General features: G+C 62.2%; 21 protein-coding genes. 9 read left to right on the plus strand and 12 right to left on the minus strand.

Annotated elements, in window-relative coordinates; all coding sequences use genetic code 11:
• Positions 1–342: 342 nt before the first annotated feature.
• Positions 343–2,853 (plus strand): arylsulfatase, encoded by a 2,511-nt coding sequence (locus RRF64_RS11305; RefSeq protein ID WP_323845988.1) that lies wholly within the window; start codon positions 343–345, stop codon positions 2,851–2,853.
• 395 nt (positions 2,854–3,248) lie between these two features.
• On the opposite strand, the gene RRF64_RS11310 is transcribed toward RRF64_RS11305, so the two are convergent.
• The 5 genes from RRF64_RS11310 to hppD all read right to left on the minus strand — a co-directional run bounded on the left by RRF64_RS11310 (position 3,249) and on the right by hppD (position 7,805).
• A complete protein-coding gene (locus RRF64_RS11310; RefSeq protein WP_323845989.1) occupies positions 3,249–3,542 on the minus strand; it encodes a helix-turn-helix domain-containing protein in 294 nt (97 codons plus the stop codon).
• The gene (locus tag RRF64_RS11315) at positions 3,539–4,870 is read right to left on the minus strand and encodes a type II toxin-antitoxin system HipA family toxin (RefSeq protein ID WP_323845990.1); all 1,332 of its coding nucleotides are present in this window, start codon (positions 4,868–4,870) and stop codon (positions 3,539–3,541) included. The genes RRF64_RS11310 and RRF64_RS11315 overlap by 4 nt, the downstream gene beginning before the upstream one ends.
• 279 nt (positions 4,871–5,149) lie before the next feature.
• Positions 5,150–6,157 (minus strand): fumarylacetoacetate hydrolase family protein, encoded by a 1,008-nt coding sequence (locus RRF64_RS11320; RefSeq protein ID WP_323845991.1) that lies wholly within the window; start codon positions 6,155–6,157, stop codon positions 5,150–5,152.
• Positions 6,154–6,714 (minus strand): VOC family protein, encoded by a 561-nt coding sequence (locus RRF64_RS11325; RefSeq protein WP_323845992.1) that lies wholly within the window; start codon positions 6,712–6,714, stop codon positions 6,154–6,156. The genes RRF64_RS11320 and RRF64_RS11325 overlap by 4 nt, the downstream gene beginning before the upstream one ends.
• Positions 6,714–7,805 carry a 4-hydroxyphenylpyruvate dioxygenase gene (gene hppD, locus RRF64_RS11330; RefSeq protein ID WP_323845993.1) on the minus strand — a complete coding sequence of 364 codons (1,092 nt, stop codon included), beginning with the start codon at positions 7,803–7,805 and terminating at the stop codon, positions 6,714–6,716. The genes RRF64_RS11325 and hppD overlap by 1 nt, the downstream gene beginning before the upstream one ends.
• 301 nt (positions 7,806–8,106) lie before the next feature.
• Between hppD and RRF64_RS11335 the strand changes: the two genes are divergently transcribed.
• Positions 8,107–8,601: a hypothetical protein gene (locus RRF64_RS11335; protein WP_323845994.1), complete on the plus strand. Its 495-nt coding sequence runs from the start codon at positions 8,107–8,109 to the stop codon at positions 8,599–8,601.
• Positions 8,598–9,275: a hypothetical protein gene (locus tag RRF64_RS11340; protein WP_323845995.1), complete on the plus strand. Its 678-nt coding sequence runs from the start codon at positions 8,598–8,600 to the stop codon at positions 9,273–9,275. The genes RRF64_RS11335 and RRF64_RS11340 overlap by 4 nt, the downstream gene beginning before the upstream one ends.
• A gap of 13 nt (positions 9,276–9,288) precedes the next feature.
• On the opposite strand, the gene RRF64_RS11345 is transcribed toward RRF64_RS11340, so the two are convergent.
• Positions 9,289–10,935: an amidohydrolase gene (locus tag RRF64_RS11345; RefSeq protein WP_323845996.1), complete on the minus strand. Its 1,647-nt coding sequence runs from the start codon at positions 10,933–10,935 to the stop codon at positions 9,289–9,291.
• 257 nt (positions 10,936–11,192) lie between these two features.
• Here RRF64_RS11345 and RRF64_RS11350 point away from each other — a divergent pair, with 257 nt between their 5' ends.
• Positions 11,193–12,548, plus strand: a complete 1,356-nt coding sequence (locus RRF64_RS11350) for a serine hydrolase domain-containing protein (RefSeq protein WP_323845997.1) — start codon at positions 11,193–11,195, stop codon at positions 12,546–12,548.
• 82 nt (positions 12,549–12,630) lie between these two features.
• Positions 12,631–13,482, plus strand: a complete 852-nt coding sequence (locus RRF64_RS11355) for a carbon-nitrogen hydrolase family protein (protein ID WP_323845998.1) — start codon at positions 12,631–12,633, stop codon at positions 13,480–13,482.
• A 57-nt stretch (positions 13,483–13,539) separates the two neighbouring features.
• On the opposite strand, the gene RRF64_RS11360 is transcribed toward RRF64_RS11355, so the two are convergent.
• Entirely contained in the window at positions 13,540–13,803 is a 264-nt protein-coding gene (locus tag RRF64_RS11360; RefSeq protein ID WP_323845999.1) for a hypothetical protein, read from the minus strand.
• Between the two features lie 80 nt (positions 13,804–13,883).
• The gene (locus tag RRF64_RS11365) at positions 13,884–14,780 is read right to left on the minus strand and encodes a DUF533 domain-containing protein (protein WP_323846000.1); all 897 of its coding nucleotides are present in this window, start codon (positions 14,778–14,780) and stop codon (positions 13,884–13,886) included.
• Between the two features lie 208 nt (positions 14,781–14,988).
• Between RRF64_RS11365 and RRF64_RS11370 the strand changes: the two genes are divergently transcribed.
• Positions 14,989–15,972 carry a calcium/sodium antiporter gene (locus tag RRF64_RS11370; RefSeq protein WP_323846001.1) on the plus strand — a complete coding sequence of 328 codons (984 nt, stop codon included), beginning with the start codon at positions 14,989–14,991 and terminating at the stop codon, positions 15,970–15,972.
• 195 nt (positions 15,973–16,167) lie between these two features.
• Here the strand turns inward: RRF64_RS11370 and RRF64_RS11375 are convergent, their stop codons facing one another.
• Positions 16,168–16,488 carry a chaperone modulator CbpM gene (locus RRF64_RS11375; protein ID WP_323846002.1) on the minus strand — a complete coding sequence of 107 codons (321 nt, stop codon included), beginning with the start codon at positions 16,486–16,488 and terminating at the stop codon, positions 16,168–16,170.
• A gap of 2 nt (positions 16,489–16,490) precedes the next feature.
• Positions 16,491–17,447, minus strand: coding sequence for a DnaJ C-terminal domain-containing protein (locus RRF64_RS11380; RefSeq protein WP_323846003.1), 957 nt, complete (start codon positions 17,445–17,447; stop codon positions 16,491–16,493).
• Between the two features lie 84 nt (positions 17,448–17,531).
• On the opposite strand from RRF64_RS11380, the gene RRF64_RS11385 reads away from it, so the two are divergent.
• The 3 genes from RRF64_RS11385 (at position 17,532) to RRF64_RS11395 (ending at position 20,776) form a co-directional block, all read left to right on the plus strand.
• Entirely contained in the window at positions 17,532–18,914 is a 1,383-nt protein-coding gene (locus tag RRF64_RS11385) for a nicotinate phosphoribosyltransferase (RefSeq protein WP_323846004.1), read from the plus strand.
• Positions 18,915–19,145: 231 nt separating this feature from the next.
• Complete coding sequence (locus tag RRF64_RS11390) at positions 19,146–20,288, plus strand: XRE family transcriptional regulator (protein WP_323846005.1); 1,143 nt, start codon at positions 19,146–19,148, stop codon at positions 20,286–20,288.
• Positions 20,288–20,776: a DUF4411 family protein gene (locus tag RRF64_RS11395; protein WP_323846694.1), complete on the plus strand. Its 489-nt coding sequence runs from the start codon at positions 20,288–20,290 to the stop codon at positions 20,774–20,776. The genes RRF64_RS11390 and RRF64_RS11395 overlap by 1 nt, the downstream gene beginning before the upstream one ends.
• A 91-nt stretch (positions 20,777–20,867) precedes the next feature.
• Here the strand turns inward: RRF64_RS11395 and RRF64_RS11400 are convergent, their stop codons facing one another.
• Together RRF64_RS11400 and RRF64_RS11405 are read right to left on the minus strand one after the other, a co-directional pair.
• Positions 20,868–21,929: a hypothetical protein gene (locus tag RRF64_RS11400; protein WP_323846006.1), complete on the minus strand. Its 1,062-nt coding sequence runs from the start codon at positions 21,927–21,929 to the stop codon at positions 20,868–20,870.
• A 156-nt stretch (positions 21,930–22,085) separates the two neighbouring features.
• Positions 22,086–25,547: a class I SAM-dependent DNA methyltransferase gene (locus RRF64_RS11405; protein ID WP_323846007.1), complete on the minus strand. Its 3,462-nt coding sequence runs from the start codon at positions 25,545–25,547 to the stop codon at positions 22,086–22,088.
• Between the last annotated feature and the right edge of the window lie 62 nt (positions 25,548–25,609).

The following is a 25,609-nucleotide window of genomic DNA, read 5'->3' on the forward strand; positions in this document are numbered from 1 at the left end:
CGACAGGCTTTTTGTCGAATCTTTTGCGCTGTTTCGAATTCAGCGACTAATGCACTGGATTGCGGGTCGAGCCCGCAATGACGAGATTAAATTTCACGTCGTCATCCCGGCGGAAGCCGGGATCCAGCGATGACTGTCAGTGCATTCAGACCTGCTCCACCACCCGCCAGCTGCAACTGAAAATGGACTGGCCTTTTTCGCACCCATTTAAAAGACGCCGCACGTGGAGTCGTCTGCCTTACGTTAATGTCGACGCGAGGTACTAAGTCCCCGCGTTGTACTACCGTTTACTGGCGGGACCTTTCTTTGCGTCCGCGGGCAACCAATAGCAGGGACGACACCATGAGCAGCCTTCAATCGCCACGGCTCTGGATACGGATACTGTTCGCCGCCTGGATCGCGCTGGCGACCGGCTGCGGACCCAAGACGGACTCCACCGACGCGCCGGCGAAAGAGTCCGCCAGGGCGCCGGCGGAGGTGACCGAGACGGTATCGGAAACCGTCGAGGAGGAATCGACCGCCGGCATCGAAGGGTTCAACGGCAAGATAGAACTCGATATCCGCGACTCGGAACCGGACTGGACGCCCTTCACCCCCAAACGGGCGCCGAAGGATGCGCCGAATATCCTGTTTATCCTCTACGACGATACCGGCCTCGGCGCCTGGTCGCCCTACGGCGGCCGCATCAATATGCCGACCCTGGACAGCATCGCCGCAGACGGCCTGACCTATACCCAGTGGCACACCACGGCACTGTGTTCGCCGACCCGCTCGACGCTGCTCACCGGCCGCAACCACCACCTGAACGGCATGGCCGCGATCACCGAGACTGCTTCGGGCTTCCCCGGCTCCAGTGGCCGCTTTCCGCCGCAGGTGACCACCATCGCCGAAGTGCTGCGCGACAACGGCTACAGCACTTTCTGGATCGGCAAGAACCATAATGTGCCGGAGACGGATGTGGCGCCGGGTGCGAGCCGCAAACAGTGGCCGACGCAGATGGGCTTCGATCGCTTTTACGGCTTTATTGGCGGTGAGACGAATCAGTGGTACCCGGATCTAGTGGAGGACAATCGCTTTATCGAGGCCCCCTATGGGCCGGAGGAAGGCTACCATCTGTCCAAGGATCTCGCCGACCAGGCGATCCAGATGCTGCGCAACCAGAACGCCACTAACCCGTCCAAGCCCTGGTATCTGTGGTTCAACCCGGGCGCCAATCACGCGCCGCACCACGTCGCGAAGGAGTGGGCCGACAAGTACAAGGGCAAGTTCGACGACGGCTACGACGAGTACCGCAAGTGGGTTACCGAGCGCATGATCGAGAAAGGCGTACTGCCGGAGGGTACGGTCAACACCGCCCTCAACCCGATACCCGAGGAGATGGCCAACCCTGCGGATACCGTGCCCGCCTGGGACTCGCTGAGTGAGGACCAGAAGCGCCTGTTCGCGCGCATGGCGGAAGTCTACGCCGGTTTTTCCGAATACACCGACGTGCAGATCGGCCGCATCATCGATTACCTGAAAGAGACGGGCCAGTACGACAACACCATCATCATCTACGCGGCCGACAATGGCGCCTCCGGTGAGGGCTCGCCGAACGGTTCTGTCAACGAGAACAAGTTTTTCAACAATTTCCCCGACGACCTTCAGGAGAACCTGAAATACCTCGATGTCCTCGGCGGCCCGGAAACCTACAACCACTACCCGACCGGCTGGGCGGCCGCCTTCTCGGCACCCTTCAAGATGTTCAAGCGCTATTCGCAGTACGCCGGCGGCACCGCGGATCCGCTGGTGATCTCCTGGCCCAAGGGCATCAAGGCCAGGGGTGAACTGCGCCACCAGTACCACCACTCGGTGGACATAGTGCCGACGATACTGGAGATAGTCGGTGCCGAAATGCCGGAAACCAATCACGGCGTGAAGCAGTATCCGCTGTCCGGCGTCTCGATGGCCTATACGTTCGACGCCGCGCCGGACGCGCCGACAAAGAAGGAAGTCCAGTACTACGCGATGCTCGGCACCCGCGGCATCTGGAAGGACGGCTGGAAGGCGGCGGCGGTGCACGCGCCGCTGACCGGCAAGGGCAATTTCGACGAGGATGAGTGGGAGCTGTACAACCTGGAGGAAGACCGCTCCGAATCAAAAAATCTGGCCAAAGAGAACCCCGAAAAACTGAAGGAACTGCAGGACGCCTGGTTCGCCGAGGCGAAGAAGAACAACGTACTGCCGCTGGACGACCGCAGCGCCGCGGAGCTGCTGACCACCGAGCGCCCCGCCGAGGAACCGCCGCGCGATACCTACATTTACTATCCGAATACCGCCTGCGTGCCGGAGAGTGTCGCGACCAATGTGCGCGGCCGCTCCTACAAGATCCTCGGCAATGTCGAGATCAAGGAGCCAGATGCCTCTGGCGTGCTCTTCGCGCACGGCTCGCGCTTCGGCGGCCACTCGCTGTTCCTCAAGGACAGGAAGCTGTACTACGTCTACAACTTCCTCGGCATAGAGCCGGAACAGGTGTTCGAGTCCGACATCGAACTGACACCGGGCAAGTACACCCTCGGCATGGAATTCGAGAAGACCGGCCAGGGCGACAAGGGCGAGACGTTGGGTAACACAAAACTCTATATCGACGACAAGGTGGTGGCCTCCGGCGAGATGCGCACCCAGCCGGCCAAGTTCACCCTGTCCGGCGACGGCCTGTGCGTCGGCTACGACAGCGGCGACGCGGTCAGCAGCCTGTACAAGACGCCCGGCGAATTCGAGGGCGGCGAGATCCAGGCCGTCGGCGTAACGGTCAAGGGCGAGCCCTACAAAAATCTCGAAGCCGAAGCCAAGCGGATGCTGATGCAGCACTGACGGGAAAACTTCCCGACAGAAACAGAAAGGCCACCCGGGCGGGTGGCCTTTTTGTTCTTTCTCGGAAACGACAGATCAGGATGAATGGCGGGCACCGGCAGCTGGCCGAAGCTATACACACCCAGTAGGAGCGGCCCATGGCCGCGATTGCCGGGAGCGCCGAGCCCCAGCTCGGCATGTCGCGGCCATGGGCCGCTCCTACAAAGGGGACAGTGGCATTAAGGTACCGCAGGGCGCACTCTGCGTCAGGCCTGCTCCACGACCTGCTCGATACGCCCGAAAATGGACTGGCCATTGCCGTTCTGGATCGTCTCGATCATGCGGATCTCGGCGATGCAGCTGTAACCGACACCGCCCTCGGCGACCGGCTTGCCCGGGCCGCAAGGGTAAAATTCCTACTTACCTGCTTCTGTCCTATCCGTAGTTTGTTTTTGTACGAAGCCGACGCGGTAGCCGAAGGGGCGGCCTATTTTGTTGAGGGTTTCCAGGGTCGGGTTGCCGGCGTCGCGCTCGATTTCGGCTAGGATCCTCGGCGAGATGCCAACGATCTTCTGCGCGTACTCTTTCTGGTTCATGCCAGTGATCTTGCGCATCTGGCGCACGGCCTGGCCGAGGGTCAGTTCTCCCTTTTCGATGCCCTGTTTCAGCAGCTGCCGCTGTTCCCTGATCTGTTCCGGGGTCAGCTTCATTTCCGTTCCCTCAGGCTTAGCAGTTGACTGGCGTGGGCGGTTATCGCCGGCTGCTGCTGTTCGATGATGTCGTCGTCCACGCCGGCCTCGCAGGCGATTTCCGGCAGCTGTTGCAGCTTTTTGCCGAACTGGCGCAGCCTGGTGGCGCCGTCGGCCAGGTGGTTGCGGTAGCGCTCCAGAATCACGCCCCAGTCCGGCGTGCCGGCCGTTTCCGCGTCGCCATGCCAGCGGCATACGCGAGCTATGCCTTCGGGGTCGAGGTACATGGGGGCGAAGTCGAACAGCGGCGTCAGGGTGACATCGCCATTTTCAAACCGGTACACGGCGGTGTTGCGCGCGTGGTTGTCCTTGTTGCCGAGGACCACATTCAATATATCCCGCTGGATATATTCGAGCAGATCGGCTTCCGGGTTGGACGAATACTGGAGGAGCGCCCGGCACAATAGATCGTGGGAAAGTGGCTTGCCGTATTCGGCCACGCCGGCGAGGGAGCAGAGGCTCTCCATGCCGATCCGCTCCACCGGTTTTCCGGCCCGCACACGGCGGTCGAAACGGGGAATAAACAGGGCATCGTTTTCCCACGCCAGCTCGGCAAACACCTTCAGGCCCATTGCCTTGGCCAACCGCATATAGGCCGCCTCATTGCGGAGGATTTTCCGATCCGCCGCGGCGCTCCCGCGCGGGCGCTTCAGGATCCAGAAGGCCGCGACCTTTTCATCCGGCAGGACGCCCTCGGCGTGCCAGCGTCCCTGTGTGTCCTGCGCCAGCAGCAGCTTCGGCGCCATGCCCTGCACATCCGAGGCGCCGGAGGCGTAGATACCGTGCTGAAAAGCGTACTCGACAAAGTGTTGCTGCCTGGCAGCCACCTCCTCCCGCGCAAAACCCGGGTGTTCCGCCATGGGCAGCAACTCACCGGTAGCCGTCGGTACCAGTGTGGATAAGTCCTTGGCGGCTACCGCTTCGGCGATACGCAGGTTGCCCGGGGGGAAGGCTGTCCCGCGCAGCAACAGAGGCCAATCGGCGGAGGGGGCGTCTGTCAGTTCCAGCAGGTCTAGCCACTGTTGACGCCCGAAGCCACTGGGCAGCAGGTCGAGTACAAATGCCGGCCAGTGGGGCTCGTCGTGTAGCGTGAAATCCACCGGATAGCGGCAGCTGAGTCCCGCCGGGGCGGTGGTATCGGGCCCGGCCAGGTCCGCCGCGTAATCGAGTTCGTATTCAAATTGGCTGGGGCCGCGGTGCCCCAGGCGGATATCTTGTGGGCGTAGCACGGCGGCCAGCCGCCAGCGGTTGCCGCGAAAGATCTCGATGGTTGCCTGCTGTGGAAGCATATCCGCCTCAATAGATCACCATAGTGATCCAAAATGACATCATCACATATCAACAAACCACTATAGTGATCTATTGCTGGGCGGTCGTCAAAACTTGGGTCACTTTAGTGAACTGCGGGATAGGCGTGGCGTGCGCAGCTGACTGTGCCTGCCGGACCATTTTCGTGGCGCTACGGAAATGGTCAGAAGGGGGTGTGGGATGGCCGGGAAGGTGGATGCGCTGCGCGCATCCACCTTCCCGGCTCAATCGCCTGCAGGGCAGGCTCCCACAGGGCGCTCTTACGCCTGTTGGATCGTCTGCTCGATGCGCCCGAAAATGGACTGGCCTTTTTCGTCCAGCATCTCGATCGCGATCTGGTCGCCGAACTGCATGAAAGCGGTGCTCGGTTTGCCGTTCTGGATCGTCTCGATCATGCGGATCTCGGCGATACAGCTGTAGCCGACGCCGCCTTCCGCCACCGGCTTACCCGGGCCGCCGTCGAGTTTGTTGGACACGGTACCGGAACCGATGATGGTGCCGGCGCCGAGCGGGCGGGTCTTGGCCGCGTGGGCGATCAGCTGGCCGAAGTGGAAGGTCATGTCCACGCCGGCATTGGGCTCGCCGAACTTGTCGCCGTTGAGGAACGACTGCAGCGGCAGGTGCAGCTTGCCCGCCTTCCAGTTGTCACCCAGCTGCGCCGGCGTGACGCACACGGGAGAAAACGCGCTGGACGGCTTGGACTGGTAGAAGCCGAAGCCCTTGGCCAGTTCATTCGGAATCAGGCCGCGCAGGGAGACGTCGTTCACCAGCATCACCAGTTTGATGTGGGCGAGCGCTTCCTCCGGGGTCACCCCCATTGGCACGTCGTCGGTGATCACGGCGATCTCGGCCTCGAAGTCGATACCGAAGCCCTCGCTCTGTGGCATCTTCACCGGCTCGCGCGGGGCCAGGAAGGTGTCGGAACCGCCCTGGTACATCAGCGGGTCGGTCCAGAAGCTCTCCGGCATTTCCGCACCGCGCGCCTTGCGCACCAGCTCGACGTGATTGACGTAGGCACTGCCGTCGGCCCAGTGGTAGGCGCGCGGCAGCGGCGAGTGGCAGTTGGCCTGGTCGAAGGCCTCGCCCTGGATCTCGCCGCGCTGCAGTTTCGCGTGCAGCGCTTCCAGGTCGGCGGAGGCGGCGGCCCAGTTGTCCAGCGCGCTCTGCAATGTCGGGGCGATTTCCGCGGCGGAAACCATGCGGGTCAGGTCATCGCTGACCACTACCAATTGGCCGTCGCGGCCGGATTTGAGACTGGCTAACTTCACTGTGCCTCCACTTTGGTATTGGGTTCGAACTCCGCGTCGCCGTGCATCCAGGCGGCGTGTCTCGGTGCCTGCTTGGTGCGGGACCACTCCTCGAGCATGTCTTCGGCCACGCGCTTCAGCTCGGTGTGCATGCCGGGCTTGGCGGTGTCCGCGGCCAGCTCGATGCGGTGGCCATTCGGGTCGAAGAAATAGATCGACTTGAAAATCGTGTGGTCGGTCGGGCCGAGCACGTCGATGCCGGCGGCTTCCAGTTTGGCCTTGGCCGCCAGCAGCTCGTCCATGCTCTCCACTTCGAAGGCGATATGCTGTACCCATTTCGGGGTCTGCTCGTCGCGGCCCATCTCCGGGGAGTTGGGCAGTTCGAAGAACGCCAGTACGTTGCCCATGCCCGCGTCGAGGAACACGTGCATATAGGGGTCCGGCGCGCCGGTGGAGGGCACCTTGTCTTCGGCGATGGCCAGCTTGAACTCCATGCCGAGCAGGTCGCGGTAGAACTCGACCGTCTCCTTGGCATCGCGGCAGCGGTAGGCCACGTGGTGTATGCGTTTGATCGCCATCAGCCCTGGGCCTCTTTCTTGTCACCGATCACGCCGCGCTCCAGCTGGTCGCGCTCGATGGATTCGAACAGGGCCTTGAAGTTGCCCTCGCCGAAGCCCTCGTCTTCCTTGCGCTGGATAAACTCGAAGAACACCGGGCCGAGCATGTTGGCGGAGAAGATCTGCAGCAGCAGGCGCGGCTGGCCGCCCTCGGTGGTGCCGTCGAGCAGTATGCCGCGGGATTTGAGTTCAGCGGTCGGCTCGCCGTGGCCCGGCAGGCGCTCTTCCAGCATGTCGTAGTAGGTGTTCGGCGGCGGGGTCATGAACTGCATGCCGCGCTCTTTCAGGCGGTCCCAGCAGGCGATCAGGTCGTCACAGGCGAAGGCGATGTGCTGGATGCCCTCGCCGTTGTACTTCATCAGGAATTCTTCGATCTGGCCGCCGCCACCGGCCGCCTCTTCATTCAGCGGGATGCGGATCTTGCCGTCCGGCGCGGTCATCGCCTTGGACAGCAGGCCGGTGTATTCGCCCTTGATGTCGAAGTAGCGGATCTCGCGGAAGTTGAACAGGTCTTCGTAGTACTTGGCCCAGTAGTCCATGCGGCCGCGGTAGACGTTGTGGGTCAGGTGGTCCAGGGTGTGGAAGCCGCAGCCGGCCGGCTTGCGCTCGACGCCCTCGAGCCATTTGAAGTCGATGTCGTAGATGGTCTGGCCTTCCTGATAGCGGTCGATCAGGTACAGGTTGGCGCCGCCGATGCCCTTGATGGCCGGCAGATGCAGTTCCATCGGGCCGGTCTTCACTTCCACCGGCTGGGCGCCCTTCTCCAGCGCGCGCTCGTAGGCGAGCTTGGCGTCCTTGACACGGAAGGCCAGGCCGCAGGCGGAGGGGCCGTGCTCCTGCGCATAGTAGTGGGCGTGGCTGTTCGGCTCGTAGTTGGTGATGAAGTTGATATCACCCTGGCGCCACAGCTCGACGTCCTTGGAGCGGTGGCGGGCCACCTTCTCGAAGCCCATGGCCGCGAAGACGTGCTCGAGGATGCCCTTCTCCGGCGCGGTAAATTCGACGAATTCAAAGCCGTCGAGACCCATCGGGTTTTCAAACAAATCGGCCATCTGGTCCTCCGTTATCACTCATTGCGCCGCCGCGACAAGGCGGCAGCGGACTCATTAGTTTCAGGTGCAACGAACTTAGTTACAGGTGCAACTAATGTCAAGCGGTGCGACCAGAATTTGTGAACATTAGTACAGGCTCGGTCACACGCCTGCTGCGGCAGGGCGTATCGCGCCGCGAAAATGCAGAAAAATGCGGTGAAAAGTGCCTTATCGCGCGGGCGGTGCGCCCGCACCGCCGCCGACTTGCACTATTTCCAGCGTGCACAAGGATTAACAGGTAGGACTCGCCGCGGAAGACCAGATGCACCGGATGAAACGCAAGGCCACCGTCCGCAGCGGCGGCAACACCCGCGCACTGCTCAGGGCCACCAGCACACCGCTGGCGTCCATTTTCGGCAGCGGCTTCCTGGTGATGGTGCCGATTCTGGCCGGCGCCGTGGGCGTCTATGCACCGCTGGCGATGGCGCTGGTGTGCGGCCTCGCCTACTGCGTGGGCAGCGTCATCCGTTTCAATATCCGCCATGCGGAGCCGGCGCTGGCGGGCCGGCCGAAAGAGTCCACGGTGGCGTTCGAGCGCTGCTCGGACCTGGCCCTGGTGCTGGCCTATGTGATCTCGGTGTGCCTGTACCTGCATATCCTGTCTGCGTTCGTGCTCGGCAGCCTGCACCTGGACACGGACCTGAACGAGAGCCTGCTGACCACGGCCGTGATCGTGTTCATCATGCTGATCGGCCTCACCAGGGGCTGGCCGGCCTGGCCGAACTGGAGGGGCTGGCGCTGGCCATCACCCTGGTGATTATCGTCGCGTTGATCGCGGGTTTTGCGCTCCACGACCTGCACGCCTGGCGCTCGCCCCAGGGGCTGACATTCTTCCAGCCGAAACCCCACAGCGCCTGGCAAACGCTGACGATCGTCGGCGGCATTCTCATTGTGGTGCAGGGCTTCGAGACCACTCGCTACCTCGGCGACGAGTTCGACGCCAACACGCGGATACGCGCGTCGCGCCTGTCGCAGATTATTTCCACCGGGGTCTACCTGGTGTTTATCGCCGTCGCGCTGCCGCTGGTGCACACACTGAACGGCAAGTACGACGACAACAGCCTGATCCAGCTCGCCGCGGCGGCCTCGGGGCTGTTGGTAGCCCCGCTGGTGATAGCCGCGGCCATGAGCCAGTTCTCGGCGGCGGTGGCCGATACCCTGGCGGCGACCGGCAATCTGGAAGAAGTGACGAACAGAGAGCTCAAACTCAGGTTCGGCACCGTGCTGGTCGGCGGCGGCGCCATAGCGCTGGCGTGGATGGCCGATACGCTGGAGATAGTGGCGCTGGCCTCGCGGGCGTTTGCCTTCTACTACTTGCTGCAGTGCCTGGTGGCAATCAGCGTCAGCCGCTCCCACGGCCGGCAATTGTTCTTCGCGCTGGTGGCCGCGGCGCTGGCATTCATCACCGTGTTTGCGGTGCCGGCAAGCTGACCGCCCCGGTGGCCTATTTGGCCGCGGGCGCCCGGTAAACGATCTCCCCACCAACCATTGTCAGCACACTCTGCGTGGCCGGCAGCTGCGGCAGCGGGACTTCGAGAATGTCCTGGGAGAGGATCGCCAGATCCGCCAGCATCCCGGGCTGCAGCGTACCCCGCTCGACCTCCCGTTTCTCCGCATAGGCCCCACCCAGGCTGTAGGCGCTGAGGGCCTGATTTACGGTGAGGGCCTGGTCCGGGGCGACCGGGTTCATCGCCGCAAACATGATGTTGAGATAGGGGTTGCGCCCCGGACCGCCGGCGTCCGACCCCAGGGCCATCGGCAGCGGTTTTTCCCAGGCCGCCCGCACCTGCTGAAACTTGGCTTTCTGCGCGGAGGTGAAGCGCTGTTGCAGAATTGGCAGCTTGTCAAAATGCAGCGGGTTCTGTACCAGCACCGCACCGTATGTCGCCGCCCGGTCCACCAGGTCGCCATTGACCATGTCGCCGTGCTCGATGCGCAGCCGGTGCTCGCGCCAGACTTCCGGCGGCGCCAGCTCGCCCATCGCGGTAAAGATCGCTTCCAGCGTGCGGTCTCCCGAGGCGTGCAGGGCCAGCTGCTCGTCGCGCTCCAGGCCCTGGCTGAGGATGCGCCGGATTTCGTTGTCGCTGAAGTTCAGTTGGCCGCGCCAGGCATTGAGGTCGGCATAGACCGCCTTTGTCGCTGCACCACCTTCCACCGGTGTGCCGTCCAGAATCCACTTGATGCCTGCGAGCCGGACTGACGACGGCAGGGGAAGGTTGCCGAAGTCTTGTTGCCAGGCTTCGTCCAGGGAGTGGCGCAATACCGGCGCGCGGTAAAGGGACCAGCGCAGCTCCGGATTCGCCTCGCCCAGGGCGGCGACGGTCTGCTGGAGCGGATGGCCCAGCGCCATTTCGTGGACCGCCGTTACGCCCCAGCGCAGGTAGTCATCCGCGGCGCTGCGGTAGGCGGCGGCCAGTTCCCGGGTCGTTACGGTCCGGCGCTGTTCGCGGCGCGCACGGAATTCGAGCATTTCCCGCAGCAACCCGGTGCATTGCCCCCGCGCATCCCGTTCGCACCAGCCGCCCGGGACATCCTGCGGTTCCTCGAGGCCGATGGCAGCCAGTCCGGCGCTGTTGAAGATGGTTCCGTGACCGGTAAAAGACCACAGCATCACCGGCCGCTCGGGAGAAACCCGGTCGAGCGCCGCGCTGCGCAGGGATTTGTCCGCGAGCACAGCCGGTCCCACCTCGGCATAAATCCAGCCCTCTCCACTCGGCTTCTCCACCTCGGCGGCGACAGCGCTCAGCACTGCCATTGGGCTCGGATCCGGCGTGGGCCCATTTTCCAGTTGGAGGCGCGAGCCGGCCGGGCGCACACCGAAATGCGCGTGGGCGTCGGTCAGGCCGGGGATCACGCGGCGACCCCGCGCATCGACCACCTCGGTGCTTTCACCAACCCAGACTTCGATCTCCGCATCACTGCCGACGGTCAGGATACGGCCATCGCGAATCGCCACGGCCTGGGCATTCTGCGCGTCGGGTACACCGGTGAATACTTTGCCGTTGACGATAACGGTATCCGCCCACTGCCTTCCTGTATCTGCGCTGCAGGCGACGCAGGCCAGCGCCAGGACGATGTATGCAAAACGCATGGGTTCCCCCCGATTTTTCCCGTGTGGAATCGCGATTTCGGCTAAGACTATTGGAAATAATTTCGGGTTGCGACCAACCAGTCGAAGCAGCCGCCACAATCGGGGCCTGTTGCGGCGAGCTGCCGCAGCAATCCCATTTCCATGGCGACGGGTCAATCCGGGCTCAAACCAACCAGCACACGACTTCTGTGCCCGATACAATAGTGCGTTTTTTATAGTTCTCCCCGCTGCGGGGATCTCGTTCAATGGAAAGCCCCATGAAGAAAACCATAACAATACTGCTGGGCGGCGCCGCCGCACTGCTGCTGGCCCTGGCACTGCTCGCGCCCAGCCTGCTGGGCTTCTCCGTCACCCAGCTCGGCAGCGCCGTGCGCGTCGCCACCGGCATGGGCGCCAAGCTGGCCTGCTCGGCGCGCTTCGTGTCCGGCTTCGGCGAGGCGCGGATTCTCGACGACCTGGCCTCCTACTCGCCCGCGAACCGCCTGCTGGACCTGCAGTACGGCGACAATACTGTGAGTGCCGCGCTGCTCGGCATGGGCGAGACCAGCGCCAGCTACCGCGAGGGCCTCGGCTGCGCGCTGGATATCGGCGATACCGGCGCCCTGGATAAGGTGCGCCTGCAGCCGGTCGTCACCAACGGTGAGGAGTGGCCGCTGGGCAACGGTGTATCCACCATCGACGGCGAGCTGCAGCGCCGCGTCGAGGCACAGGTGGCGCGCGACAACGCCGCCGGCCTGCAGACCCGCGCCTTAGTCGTAGTGCAGGCCGGCAGACTGGTGGCCGAGGCCTATGGCGCGGGCATAGATGCGCAGACGCCGCTGCTCGGCTGGTCCATGGGCAAGAGCCTGACCGCGATGATGCAGGGGCGCATGGAAACCCTGGGCCTGGCCGACGGCTCGGCCAGGCCGGTATTTGCTGCCTGGGAGGGCGATGAGCGCGCCGACATCGCACTGGAGGACCTGCTGCATATGTCCTCGGGACTGGATTTCGACGAGACCTATGCCCCGGGCAGCGATTCCACCAGGATGCTGTTCAGTGCCCACAGCGCCTCCGACGTGGCCATGGTCAGCCCGGCCGCCTTCGCCCCGGGTGCGCACTTCTCCTATTCTTCCGGCACCACCAACCTGATCGCGCGCTGGATGCACGAGCAGCTGGGCGGCGATGTGCAGGCGAGCCTGGATTTCTTCCAGAATGAAATACTGCAGCCGCTGGGCATGGCGCACACGGTGTTCGAGGTGGACCCGAGCGGCGTCTTCGTCGGCAGCTCCTATATCTACGCGTCCGGCCGCGACTGGGCGCGCCTCGGACAGCTGATGCTGAACCGCGGCGAATGGAACGGCGAGCAGCTGCTGAGCGCCGACTGGGTCGCGCGCGCGGCGACGCCGAACGGCAGCGCCAACGAGCCGCGCTACGGCTACCAGTTCTGGCTGAACGGCGGCGGCGACGCGCTGCGCTATCCGCAGCTGCCGGCGGATGCCTACTTTATGCAGGGCAACCGCGCGCAGGTGGTGATGATCTCGCCCTCCACCAACACGGTGGTGGTGCGGCTGGGATGGTCCGCCGGCAAGTATCCGACCGGCGAGAATTTCGCCGAGTTGCTACCGCAGCACTGAGGCGGCGCGCCAACGGTTAGCGTGACAGGCAATCATTCAAGGACTGGGGTGGGGCTCTTTAAGGGTTTCTTGGGGCTGTGACGTGAACGATCTTTGTGTCGGGGCGGTACAGATGGTCAGCGGCGAATCGGTCGCCGGCAATCTGGTGCGGGCCGAAATTCTGCTGCGGGAGGCGGCCGGGCGCGGCGCGCAGCTGGTGCTGCTGCCGGAGAATTTTGCCCACTTCTCCGACCGGGGCAGCGCCGCCGCCGCGGAGCCCTTCGCCGGCGACGCGAAAGCCGATGCCGGGCGCCAGCCGATCCAGCGCGCGCTGCAGCAATGGGCGGCGGAGCTGGGTCTCTGGCTGGTGGCCGGCGCGGTGCCGCTGTCCGAGCGGGCAGACGGCTCCGCGGTCAGCGGCGGGCGCACCCGCTCCGGCTGTCTGGTCTACGACGAGCGCGGTGTGCTGCGCGGCCGCTACGACAAGATGCACCTGTTCGATGTGGAGGTCGCCGATGCCGCCGGCCGCTACCGCGAATCCGCCAGTATCGAGCCGGGCGAGCAGACCTGCGTGGTGTCGGCGCCGGCGGCGGCGCTTGGCCTCAGTATCTGCTTCGATCTGCGCTTCCCCGAACTCTACCGCCAGCTGGCGACGGCCGGCGCCGAGATTCTGTTTGTGCCGGCGGCGTTTACCTATGTCACCGGCCAGGCGCACTGGCTGACGCTGCTGCGCGCGCGGGCGGTCGAAAACGGCTGTTTCGTCGTGGCTGCCAATCAGGGCGGCGAGCACTCGCCGACAAGGCGCACCTGGGGGCACTCGGCGATTATCGATCCCTGGGGGGAAGTCATCGCCGAGGCCGGCGAGGGGGAGGCGGTGATTGTCGCCACGCTCAGCGGGGAAAAACTGGCGACGGTGCGCCGCCGCATGCCGCTGCTGTCGATGCGCCGCCTCTGAACCGGCAGAATCAACGCGCTTCGTGCCAATCGGATATCCTGGATTCGTAATAGCCGGCTACTCGTCGTGCTCGGGGCCGCACTCGCCGACATTGACGCGGCAGCGGCTGCCCGGGTGGAAGGTGCCGTCCCATTCGTTGCACTGCGCCTCGGTCACCGGGCTGGCGCACAGCGCCTCGGTCTGCTGGCAGCAGCCGGTCGGCTCCGCCATGTCGGCGCCGGGGGGCCTGGCCCGCTCTTCCTCGGGTGTGCAGCCGGCCGCCAGCAGCAGCGCCAGCGCGAAAGCTGCAAAGTTGCTCGGGGACACTGTTACCGCATGCATAGGCAACCCTTTTTTACGAACACCGGCGCCGCAGGCGAGGCGGCGCCGGTGCAATTGAACAAGCTGCGCAGCCGCCATATTCAGGCGGCGTGCGGCAACTGCTCCTCGATCAAGTGTGCCGCCTGTTCGGAGATGCCGAGTTTCTCCGCCAGCTGCTCCATGTAGGCGTGCTCGCGCGGGTTGTCCTCGTTGATGGTCATCGCCGAGACGAGGTAGACGTCGAAGGCGGTGGCCGGGTCATTGACCCGCGCGACAATCTGATCCATATCCACCGGCGTGGCCAGGAACTGCTGCAACTCCTTCAGCTCGTGCTTTTCCAGCTGCCCCTCGAGCGCGCCGATGATATTGCGCTGTTCGCGCTCGTCGATGTGGCCGTCGGCCTGGGCCGCGGCGACCATCGCGTGCAGCATCAGTTCTGCCTGCTCCTCGCCGCGGGCGCCGCTGTCATTGGCGGCAAAGCCGAACAGCCCGCCCCGCTCCGCCTGCCGCCAGGCGCCGGTGTTGCCGGACTGGCCCATCGGACCCTGCTGGCCGAACTTGCCGTTCATGCGGCCGAAGATCTGGCCGAGTATATCGTTCAGGTTGCCGCCGCCGGCGGGCACGCCGGCAGTCTTGCCCATGGTGCCGCCCGGCTGCTGCATCTGCGCGAAGATGCGGCGCGCGATATCCATCAGCACGGCGGCCCCGCCACCGGCGGGAACGGCGCCACCGAAAATATCCCCACTGGCACCGGCACCCGCCGGACCGCCGGGGGCTGCACCGGCGCCCGGTGCACCCTGCTGGGCCCGGCGACCAAAGATGTCGTCCAGGCCGCTATCCTGCGGGCGGCCGGCCGGGGTAGGCGGCGGCACCCGAGAGAAGTCCGGTGTGGCGATATCGGGCGCCCGCGACTGCGGTTGCGGTTGTTGGCGCATCTTCTTGTTCAACATCGAGATGCCGGCGCCGATCAGGGCGCCCACTAGCAGCTTCTTGTTCATGGAGAGGGCCCTTGCAGTGTTGTTCGCTTACGACATCACTGTAGTGAGTGGCGGCGCCAAAACCCACTGACCGGCCGGACTGCCGCGGCGACGATGGCGCGAATGCCAAAACATCCTTTCGGTATTCGGTCAAGCCGGTACAATCGGCCCCCGTTTGCAGCGCACCTGCCCTACCCTCTAACGTGACCGTATCGACACAGGACGCCCTATGATTCTCGCCGCCCTCGCCATCATCGCCGGATTCGCCCTGCTGGTCTGGAGCGCCGACCGCTTCGTCGAGGGCGCCGCGGCCACCGCCAGGCACGCCGGCATGCCGGCCCTGCTGATCGGCATGGTGATCGTCGGCTTCGGCACCTCGGCGCCGGAAATGGTGGTGTCGGCCATGGCCGCGCTGGACGGCAGCCCCGGCCTGGCGCTGGGTAACGCCTACGGTTCCAACATCGCCAACACCGGCCTGATTCTCGGCGTCACGGCCATATTCATTCCGCTGGCGGTGCACTCGAAAATCGTGCGCAAGGAGCTGCCGCTGTTGCTGGCGATTACCCTGCTCGGCGGTTTTTTCCTGTGGGACGGCGGCCTGGCGCGCTGGGAATCACTGATCCTGCTGGCGGGGTTCTTCGGCCTGGTCGGCTGGTCCATTTACTCGGCGCTGACCGGCAAGGGCGACATAGTCGAGAGTGAGATAGAGAGGGAACTGGAAACTCACGCCATGACACTCGGCCGCGCCATCTTCTGGCTGGTGGCCGGCCTGGCGCTGCTGATCGTCAGCTCGCGCATCCTGGTGTGGGGCGCGGTGACCATCGCCGAGGCGCTGGGCGTCAGCGACCTGATAATCGGCCTCACCATCGTCGCCCTGGGCACCTCGCTGCCGGAGCTGGCGGCGACGATAATCGCCGCGCGCAAGGGCGAGCACGATATCGCCATCGGCAACGTGGTGGGTTCGAATATGTTCAACCTGCTGGCGGTGATCGGGATCGCCGGCGCCATAGCGCCCATGGCCAATGTGCCGCCGGAGGTGCTGACGCGGGACTGGCCGGTGGTGATCGGCCTGACGGTAGCGCTGTTCGTGTTTGCCTACGGTTTCCGCGGCCAGGGGCGCATCAACCGCTTCGAGGGCGCGGCGCTGCTGCTGGCCTATATCGCCTATAACGCCTACCTGGTGATGACCATTACCAGGGCGGTGGCCGCCTGACCGAATTTTTGTAGGAGCGGCGGGGCGGCCATCCGCCCATGGCCGCGACAAATTTGCCGGGAGCAAATTTGGACGCCGCAGGTGCCCGAAGGGTAAACGCCAAGGATGGCGCGAATCAGCAGACTTGCAGGTAATCCCCGCCATCGATCGCGGCCACCGGCCGCTCCTACGGGGTGCTGTCGCCAGACGAAAAGGTTAATCCCGCCCGCTCTCCAGGCGCGCCAGCCGCGCCTGCAGCCGCTCGATTTCCTCGAGCAGGTCGATCGCCAGTGCCGCGCCGGCCAGGTTGACGCCCAGGTCGCGCTCGAGGGTGTAGACCTTGCGCACGCGCCGCACGCAGATGCCGCTGAAGCGCCAGCGCGCCCGGCTGCCGCGGGGTTCGATGATGCCCTCCTCCACCAGCGCGATAATGTGTTCCGCCGGCATGCCGGCGGCGCGGCAGAGTTCGCCCAGGCTCAGTTCGCTCTCTTCATCAAGAATGGCGCCGGTTATTTCTTCGAGGTTGCTGGTCGCCATCTTTAACCTCCCATACCGCTGCGCGGATTAAATTTGAATGCCTGGCTGAACTGGCGGTAGGCCTCCTTTTCCGCCTCGGTATTGGCCGGCGGTGCGACCACGTTCAATATCACGTACAGGTCGCCGGGTTCCCTGGCCGGTATACCGCGGCCCTTGAGGCGCAGCTTGCTGCCATCCTTGCTGTTCGGGGGAATGGTCAGATTGACGGGACCGTCCGGCGTCGGCACCTTCACCTTGGCACCCAGCGCCGCCTCCCAGGGGGCCAGCGGCAGGTCCAGGTAGACGGTCTTGCCCTCGGCGTGGTACAGCGGGTGCGGTTTGAAGGTGATCTCGAGGTACAGATCGCCGGGCTTGCCCTCGCCGACGCCCGGCTCGCCCTGGCCGGCGAGACGGATCTGCTGGCCCTCGGTGATGCCCTTGGGGATTTTGACGTTGAGCTTGCGCTCCTGGATCTGCGGCCGCCCGTCCGGCCCCAGCACCGAGTGCTTGAGCGTGATCTGGCGGGTGCCGCCGCGGTAGCTGTCCTCCAGGTCGATGGCGATCTTGGCGTAGGTGTTCTCGCCCTCGGCATGAAACTGACGCCTGCGCGCACCGCCGTAACCATGTGCGAAGCCGCCGGCACGTCCGAACAGGCTCTCGAAGAAGTCGCTGAACGCCTCCGGATCCGCTTCGGTGTAGCCACCGCCGTGGAACTCGAAACCCGCATCCCAGTTCGGCGGCGGCCGGAATTCCTGCCCGGAGTGATAGCCGGCGCCGAGCTGGTCGTAGGCGGCGCGCTTCTCCGGATCCTTGAGCACCTCGTAGGCCTCGCTCACTTCCTTGAAGCGGTCCTCGGCCTGCTCTTCGTTGCTCACATCCGGGTGATATTTGCGCGCCAGCTTGCGGTAGGTGCGCTTGATCTCTGCCTGATCCGCGTCGCGCTCGAGGCCGAGGATTTTGTAGTAATCCTTGTATTCCATGGCTTTAATAAAAGCCGATATTCAACGACTTTGCCATGCACTGAATTTCAGCGATGGCATCCCCCCCCTAACTATGATTCTCCAATGACCGCCCACAACCTGATCCTCAACGTCGACAGCTACAAGGCCAGCCACTACCTTCAGTACCCGCCAGGCTCCGAGTATGTGAGCAGTTACATCGAGTGCCGGGGCGGCGAGTTTCCGGAGGCGGTGTTCTTCGGTCTGCAGGCGTTTATCAAGGGCTACCTGCAGCAACCGATCGGCGCCGCGGATATCGACGAGGCGGAGCAGCTGCTGCACGCCCACGGGCTGCCGTTTCACCGCGCCGGCTGGGAGCACATACTGCAGGAACACGGCGGCCTGCTGCCGCTGGAGGTCAGCGCGGTGCCCGAGGGCACGGTGGTGCCGCTGCACAATGTGATGCTGCAGACAGTGAACACCTGCCCGGCCTGTTTCTGGCTGACCACCTATATCGAGACGGCACTGGTGCGCGCGACCTGGTACCCGATGGCGGTGGCGACCCAGAGCCGCGAGATCAAGAAGATCATCGCCCGCTACCTGAGGGAGACGGCCGACTCGCTCGACAGCCTGCCGTTCAAGCTGCACGACTTCGGCGCCCGCGGCGCCAGCAGTCTGGAGACGGCGATGCTCGGCGGCATGGCGCACCTGGTGAATTTCCAGGGCACCGACACGGTTTCCGGGCTGGTGGCGGCGCGGCAGTTTTACGGCGCCGACATGGCCGGCTATTCGATCCCCGCGGCCGAGCACAGCACCATGACCGCCTGGGGCAAGGCGCGCGAGGCGGACGCCTACGCCAACATGCTCGACCAGTTCGCCGGCCCGGGCAAACTGGTGGCGGTGGTCAGCGACAGCTACGACATCTGGAATGCAATCGAGAATATCTGGGGCGGTGTGCTCAGGCAGCGGGTGATCGACAACGGCGGCACCTTGGTCATCAGGCCCGACTCCGGCGATCCGGTCCGAATCGTCACCGAGAGCCTGGAGCGGCTGATGCGCATCTTCGGTTCCTCGGTAAACGGCAGGGGCTACCGGATGCTGCCGGAATTCATCCGCGTGATTCAGGGCGACGGCATCTCGCGGCACTCGATTCCGAAGATCCTGCAGGCGATGCAGGAGCGCGGCCAGAGCGCCGACAATGTCACCTTCGGCATGGGCGGCGCGCTGCTGCAGAAGCTGGACCGGGATCTGCTCAGCTTCGCGATGAAGGCCAGCGCCATCCGCATCGACGGCCACTGGCAGGATGTGTACAAGAACCCGGTGACCGGTCCGGAGAAAAAGTCCATGCGCGGGCGCCTGGCCCTGATCATCAATGCCGCGGGCGACATGGAGACGATCCGCCTCGAGGAGCTCGGCGCGCGGCAGAATCTGCTGCAACCGGTCTTCCGCGACGGGCGCCTGCTGACCGAAACCAGCTTCGACGATGTGCGGCGGCGGGCGGAGATTTGACCTGCGTATTTTGGCTTCCGGCAAATTTTATGCAAGGCGGCGCCTCTTCTTCAAAGGCGAGGGGGACTATCACTCATTTGTTCTTTCTTTTTCCTCAAAGTGCAAGGTGAAGCATTACCCAGCAGCTTAACATGGTGTCCGGCCAGAAGAGCTCACGGCGCCTGTTGGCTATCCCTAGCCTCCAAGCTTACACTAAGCAACCACTAACTCTGTCTACATCGAACAGCAGTCATGGCCACTACTTACGCCAGTATTAACCCAGAGATCCTGACCTGGGCCCGTGAACGGGCACAGCTCAGCGTATCTGCGCTGGCCGTCAAGATGAAAGTCACAGAAGATAGGGTCCATGCCTGGGAGCGTGGAGAACAGCCTCCCACCTTCAAGCAGGCACAAGATTTTGCAGCCAAGACGCACATTCCGTTCGGGTACCTGTATCTAAAAGAGCCCCCCGAAGAACGCTTGCCTCTGCCCGATCTCAGAACAGTTGGTGGGCAGCACCCCAAGCAGCCCACCCCAGAGCTGATAGAAATGGCTCAGATAGTACTTAGGCGGCAGGAGTGGTATGCAGAGTATCTAAGAGACCAGGACGTGGAGCGCAACCCCCATGTCGGGCACTTTTCTCCGAATTCCAGTGTTGCGGAAGTCGTCCAGGATATGCGCAGGGTACTCGGGGTACCACCTCACCCGGAAAGAGGTAACTGGGATGAATATTTGCGGCTCCTGATTCGGAAAATTGAAGATGCTGGAATTCTGGTCATGCGCCAAGGCTATCTCCGCCACTATTCCCGACCATTATCCGTTGAGGAGTTTCGCGGATTTGCGATCTCTGATCCGCTCGCGCCGGTCATCTTTATCAACCAGGCGGATGCACCAAGCGCACGGCTATTTACGCTGATTCACGAGCTCGCTCATATCTGGATCGGCCAGAGCGGCATTTCCGACGCAAGCTCCGAAACCCACAGGAGAGAAGAAGTTTTCTGTAACGCCGTCGCCGCAGAGTTTCTGGTTCCTGAGACCGAGTTCTTGGCCCATTGGGAGAACACCGAGAACTGGAAAGACAATCTTCCGGTGCTGGAAGCGCACTTCCGGGTAAGCACTTGGGTAATTGCCAGGCGGGCGCTCACTCTAGGAAAAATTACTCGTGACGAATACAGGAAATATGTCGACGACCTACTGAAAGAGTATCGCAATAGGAAAAAATCTCAGGGCGGCCCAAATTTCTACCGGACCCAGAAAGGTCAAATCAGTGAAGCCTTCTCCCGGGCTTTGGTAAGCGAGGCCTTGAGTGGGCGGGTTCTCCTCCGGGATGCGGGAAACCTACTGAATATGAAACCCTACAGGATTACCACCTACGCCAAGGAACTGGGGATTTGATGTATTTGCTGGATGCCAATACCTATATACAGGCCAAAAACCTACATTACCAGATGAGCTTCTGTCCCGCCTACTGGGCATGGCTGGATCAGCAGTACGCAACTTCTGCGCTGGCCAGCATTCGTTCTGTTTATGACGAACTCTCAGAGGGCGACGATGAACTGTCACAGTGGGTCAAGGACCGAAAGGACCATTTCATTCCTGTATCAGCGGACGAAACCCAGCAAAAATTTGCTGAAGTCGCGCAACACGTAGCCGATCTTGACGGCAAAAAGCCCGAATTTATCGCGGAATTTTTGGGAAAAGCGGATCCATGGCTTGTGGCTACGGCTGCGGTTACCGGCGGTACAGTAGTTACTCACGAGGTTCCTGTTCCAGCAAACAGTACCAAGGTAAAGATTCCAAATATCTGTGATGCCTTCGGAATCCCCTACATCACGACATTTCAGCTCCTGAACAAACTTGAGGCCCAATTCGTTCTCGCATAGGGGAAGCTGTGATGCCGGGGCAATGGAGCGGCTCGCACCCGCTCCTCGTTCGTCGTTCGTCGTTTCCGCTACTGGCTCAAACTTTTCGATTTTATTCTGATTTCAATACCGCTGGAGTACGCTTTCGCCAGCATTGATAAAGCTCATTAAGCCGATTCATTTTATCCTCTCGAAACTGATTTCCCCAAATCAACGCATCCTCAATCGTTTTATCTAATGCAGATTCTTCTATTGTGAATGAATTAATACAGTTATTCTCAGTTACAAGATGTGCGAGCATCGCTGTACTGGTGCCTATTGTCCCAAATTCGTCTGGAGTTTCATGGAGAATTGCCGTTATGAATTTTAAAGATTCACAAAGCGCTAGCTCAACATAGTGACCAGCAGATTCTATATCTATGCATATGACCATATGGCTCATGGCGCCAAAAAACATTAGCTTTTCGGCAAGGGTCTGCTCTTGAATATCCTCGAAATCGTCGAGCATTAGTGGACGATACCCAAGATCAAATACAATTTTTCTTGCCTCTTCCAATCGTGATCTTTGATCTTTCCGAAAAGAGCCCAAGATCAAAATGGTATTTTTCTTCGAACTGATTGTGGCTCGATATGCTCGATTAATGTAGTTGTCCTTCAGGTCGTAATACCACTTTGGGTTATCATGGCTAAGCAAGGAAAATGTGTTATTTCCGAGAATGCATGGCTGTTGCATTTTTGCAAATGCGACTTCAGTTGCAACCTCAGTATTTCTTATCAGAAACTTGGCTTTGTAAATTGGAATTTTGACAATTTCTCCCGTTGAAGATCTAACTGAAGTGCTTCCCACAGGATGTTGATCTTCAAAAGCTGAGTAGATCCCCTCTTCCAACAGGGTAACTGGTTGATTCGTATCCACTGTTGCTGACAAAAAATTTAACCAGCTTCCCGTTCCTGGGTCTTGCACTTGAACTGCTTCAAAATTTAATGTTTGGTTTCCGGATTGTCGTATTTCCCTGGCCAAATCCTTAGCAAAACCTCGTCTCGACACGTCCAGATCTTCGATTTTTATTTCTTCTTTTGCGACGTAGGAAATATTATTGGTTTGACTGAACTCACGAAAAGAGCTGCGTATTGAATAGACAATATAGTCTTGTGGCCCGATGGTTTTTTCCACTATTTCGGAAGTTATTTCTAGGCCCTCGTATCGATACGTAGTAATTGTTTTCATATAGTTCTATGTGCGCCGTTGTTTTTCTACGGTTTCTCCGCCTGCCGAGCTGGATCTCGGCGCTCCCCGTTTCGCCTGCAAGCAGGCTCGTACATGAACCGGTCAGTTTGCGAGGCGATAGTGGCCGGCTTCTTCGCGCACCATGCCCAACTCCTGCAACGCCTCCAGCACCGCGCGCACCTTGTCCTGTGGCGAGCGTTTGAACTGGGCGGCGATGGCGGCGAGCGGCAGGGCGCCGTTGGTCAGGGCGGCGCGCACGGCAGCGACCTGTTCGCGCATCTGCTTCGGCCAGGGCTGTTTGCCTTCCGGGATTTTTGTTGCCGCTGCGGGCTGCTGCTCGATCGCCAGATCGGCCTGGGCCTGCTGCGGCGCGGCCGTGGCAGCGGGATTCCGATTCGGGTTCTGGTATTCGGGGCGCAGCCAGCGGATCTTGCCCCGCGCCTCCTCGGCGGCGCGCTCGGCATTCAGTGCCACCAAGCGCGACAGCAACTCCTCCTCCGCCTCGGCCTGCGCGACGGGCTTGTCCGGCAGCGGCGTGGTGGCGCCGGGGCGGCCGACCAGTTGTGCGGCCAGGTCCTGCCAGCCGTAGGCGGCGAACACGACCCTGTCCAGCTCGTCGTGCAGTTCGCGCAACACCGACACCAGGCCCTGCTCGTGGACCAGCTTTTCCTTGGCGTCCAGCGGCTGCTCCGCGCGGATTTTTTCCAGCACATTGTAGATGCCGGTCAGGGTCAGCTTGGGGTGCTCGGCCTGCTGGCGCTTGCGGTGTGCGTCGATCCCCTCAGCCAGTTTCCGAATCTGCGCCTGCGCCTCAGGTCCAGCGTCGGGAAACGGGAATCTGGCAAAGCAGCGCGTGTTATTAAACACTGGGTCATTGCCAACGCCCATGCGCCCGCCTGCTGCTAGCGCCCAACTTGCTTGAATCCTAGAGGAAAGAATGCCGAGATTAAACGCATCATCCGAACAAACTGCATAGAGTTTGTGATCCGGGCAAAACGGGCGATCCACAAATGTGAAGACACGATGCTTTGCTGTCTCCGGTGTAAGAATGACACGAGGGAGTCTCGCCCATGCTTTTCTCAAGCGGCCGACGGGCTCCCCAAACAACCACCAGTTCCTTTTCCGCGACTCTCGCTTATTTTGATCACGCTCTGGCTTAACCCTAACCAAAAGCCGGTTGTAAAGAGCTGGGTGTTGCGCTTTGGCATCGTCCGCACTCAGACCAAACAGATCGATTACCCAACATGATTCGCCATTCTGCATCAGGTCACGAGCATTGAAGTGCGGCTTGATGACATCAGGCAATGCCGCAATGTCATAGCCAAGCGCTGTCACTTCATTTCCCGAAAGCCGGAAGCCTTTTCCTACCAGGTTCATGCCCTGGAAGCAGATACCGGAGTTGGCCGACAATGGCTGTGCCCGGCTGATCGCTGCGCCGATCGACAGGTCTGCATGAATCTCGCCGGTGCGGTTGGAGAGGCGGACATCGATCTCATCGTCGGCGCCGTCAGCTTCCGCGATCACTCTGGCCAGGGTGCCAAGCTCTCCCGGCGGAGCTCCTACCGTCATGGCGATACGGACGTCGGCGCCATCCGTCGAGTCTACCCAAGGGTGATCGGGAATGGCGAAAACCAGCGATAATGGATTCTTAGCGGTAAGGTGTTGCTCCAACACTTTGCGGCTGAAGACTTGTTTGAGGCTGTTGGTTGTGATCAAGCCAAAACGCCGCAATTTTCTATCACGGACGAGCTCGGCAGACTTGTGCCACCAATACATGACGAAGTCCGAAGTATCCGGCACTTCCCGCCAGGTGTTGCGTACCGCATCTACATAACCATCGCCTAACGCTAAGCGCATCCGCTTGTTGCCTACAAACGGTGGATTGCCGACGATATAGTCCGCCTGCGGCCAAGCCGCCCTGCGCGGATTGATATAGCGGTACTGCGGCACCTGCGCGGACTCGTCCGGAATCTGCTCGCCGGTGATCGGGCTGGCCTTGGTGGTGACGCCGTCCCAGCGGGTCAGCGGCACGCCGCTGTCGTCCGTCACCAGCTCGCGGGCGTCGTAGTCGATCAGCGCGTCGCGGTGCTCGATATTGTGGAAGTCGCGCAGCACTGGTTCCGGTGGGTTGATATTTCCGTGGGTACGGAAGTGCCACTGCAGGTAGCCGATCCACAGCACCATCTCGGCGATGGTGGCGGCACGCGGGTTGATCTCCAGGCCGAGGAACTGGTGCGGGTCCACGGTGACGCCTTCCAGCTGCAGTAGGCCCTGGCTCTCGCCCAGGTCATGCAGCAGGTTCAGCACCTCGCCCTCGAGGCGCTTCATATGCTCCAGCGTCACGTAGAGGAAGTTGCCGCTGCCGCAGGCCGGGTCCAGCACTTTGACGTCGCACAGGTGGCGGTGGAAGTCCTTGACCTCCTTCAGCGCCTCCTTGTGTTTGCCCTGCTGCTCGTAGGTGAGCGCCGCCGCCTGCACCTCGCGCCATTCGCCCCTGAGCGGCTCGATGATGGTGGGCAGCACCAGCCGCTCGACATAGGAGCGTGGCGTGTAGTGGGCGCCGAGCTTGTGACGCTCGCGCGGGTCCAGCGCGCGTTCGAGCAGGGTGCCGAAAATGGTGGGCTCCACATAGCGCCAGTCGGCGTGGGCGGCCTGGGCTAACAGTTCCATCTGGTCACGATCCAGGGGAATGGCGCTGGCATCTGCAAACAGGCCGCCATTGAAGCGTAATACATTGCTTTCCAAGATTGGCGAAAAGCCGCCGCTGTTCATCGTCTGCCACAGGTGCTCTAGCATGGGCGCGAAGGTGTCGGGCTTGTTGGCCAAGCGCTCCAGTAAGTCGGTGAAGCCGCGCTCCGGCAGCAGACCTACGTCCTCGGCAAACATGGTGAACAGGCAGCGCATCAGGAAGCCTGCCACCCGTTCCGGGTGCTGGCCGCCCGCTTCCAGGGACTTGGCCAGGCGCGCGAGCTGGTCGGCAACTTCGCGGGTGACTCTGGCCGCGCGGCGGCTGGGGTCGAGGGAGAGGGGGTCCAGCCAGACAGCGCGCAGGCGGTGGCGGATTTCCGCCTTGCGCAGGTCTTCGAGGCGGATGCGGTGGCTGAGCGGATCTGGGAAAGGTGTGTAGGTGGCGCCGGAGCGGCTGAACTCAGCATAGAGTTCGATATTGCGGCCCACATCGGTGACCAGAATAAACGGCGGGCGCCCCTCGTCGGCGGGCAGGGCGCGGACATAGTGGTCGGCCTGGTTGTGGGCGCGCAGCATGGCTTTGTCCCAGCCAGAGCTGTCTAAGGTCTTGCCGGTCTGCTTGGCTTCAAGCACGAAGCTGCCGCGCTTGTACAGGTCGATAAAGCCGTTGTTGCCGCTGCCGTCGGGATTTTTGATCAGTACCCGGCGCTCGAACACATAGGTGTTGTCCCGCGTATCGTCGCCGGCCGGGTCCGGGCGCGGCAGATCCAGCAGCTCGCAGAGTTCGGTGAGGAACAGCTGGTAGTTGGCCCGCTCGCTGCCGCCGGCATTGCGCCAGCGCTGGATGAAGATTTCTATGCTGTTGTCCGCGGTCACCGACTGCCTCGTTTATCTGTGTTGGCATTGTTATCGATCGATTATGCGGGGAGCTTCTGGAC

Source organism: Microbulbifer magnicolonia, from assembly GCF_035117725.1.
Taxonomy (GTDB): domain Bacteria; phylum Pseudomonadota; class Gammaproteobacteria; order Pseudomonadales; family Cellvibrionaceae; genus Microbulbifer; species Microbulbifer magnicolonia.

Excerpts from the sequence above, each read along its gene's own strand:
- RRF64_RS11305 (WP_323845988.1), top strand. The coding sequence starts at position 343 with ATGAGCAGCCTTCAATCGCCACGGCTCTGGATACGGATACTGTTCGCC.
- RRF64_RS11310 (WP_323845989.1), bottom strand. The coding sequence starts at position 3,542 with ATGAAGCTGACCCCGGAACAGATCAGGGAACAGCGGCAGCTGCTGAAA.
- RRF64_RS11315 (WP_323845990.1), bottom strand. The coding sequence starts at position 4,870 with ATGCTTCCACAGCAGGCAACCATCGAGATCTTTCGCGGCAACCGCTGG.
- RRF64_RS11325 (WP_323845992.1), bottom strand. The coding sequence starts at position 6,714 with ATGGCGATCAAACGCATACACCACGTGGCCTACCGCTGCCGCGATGCC.
- hppD (WP_323845993.1), bottom strand. The coding sequence starts at position 7,805 with ATGGCCGATTTGTTTGAAAACCCGATGGGTCTCGACGGCTTTGAATTC.
- RRF64_RS11335 (WP_323845994.1), top strand. The coding sequence starts at position 8,107 with ATGCACCGGATGAAACGCAAGGCCACCGTCCGCAGCGGCGGCAACACC.
- RRF64_RS11345 (WP_323845996.1), bottom strand. The coding sequence starts at position 10,935 with ATGCGTTTTGCATACATCGTCCTGGCGCTGGCCTGCGTCGCCTGCAGC.
- RRF64_RS11350 (WP_323845997.1), top strand. The coding sequence starts at position 11,193 with ATGAAGAAAACCATAACAATACTGCTGGGCGGCGCCGCCGCACTGCTG.
- RRF64_RS11360 (WP_323845999.1), bottom strand. The coding sequence starts at position 13,803 with ATGCATGCGGTAACAGTGTCCCCGAGCAACTTTGCAGCTTTCGCGCTG.
- RRF64_RS11365 (WP_323846000.1), bottom strand. The coding sequence starts at position 14,780 with ATGAACAAGAAGCTGCTAGTGGGCGCCCTGATCGGCGCCGGCATCTCG.
- RRF64_RS11370 (WP_323846001.1), top strand. The coding sequence starts at position 14,989 with ATGATTCTCGCCGCCCTCGCCATCATCGCCGGATTCGCCCTGCTGGTC.
- RRF64_RS11375 (WP_323846002.1), bottom strand. The coding sequence starts at position 16,488 with ATGGCGACCAGCAACCTCGAAGAAATAACCGGCGCCATTCTTGATGAA.
- RRF64_RS11380 (WP_323846003.1), bottom strand. The coding sequence starts at position 17,447 with ATGGAATACAAGGATTACTACAAAATCCTCGGCCTCGAGCGCGACGCG.
- RRF64_RS11385 (WP_323846004.1), top strand. The coding sequence starts at position 17,532 with ATGACCGCCCACAACCTGATCCTCAACGTCGACAGCTACAAGGCCAGC.
- RRF64_RS11390 (WP_323846005.1), top strand. The coding sequence starts at position 19,146 with ATGGCCACTACTTACGCCAGTATTAACCCAGAGATCCTGACCTGGGCC.
- RRF64_RS11395 (WP_323846694.1), top strand. The coding sequence starts at position 20,288 with ATGTATTTGCTGGATGCCAATACCTATATACAGGCCAAAAACCTACAT.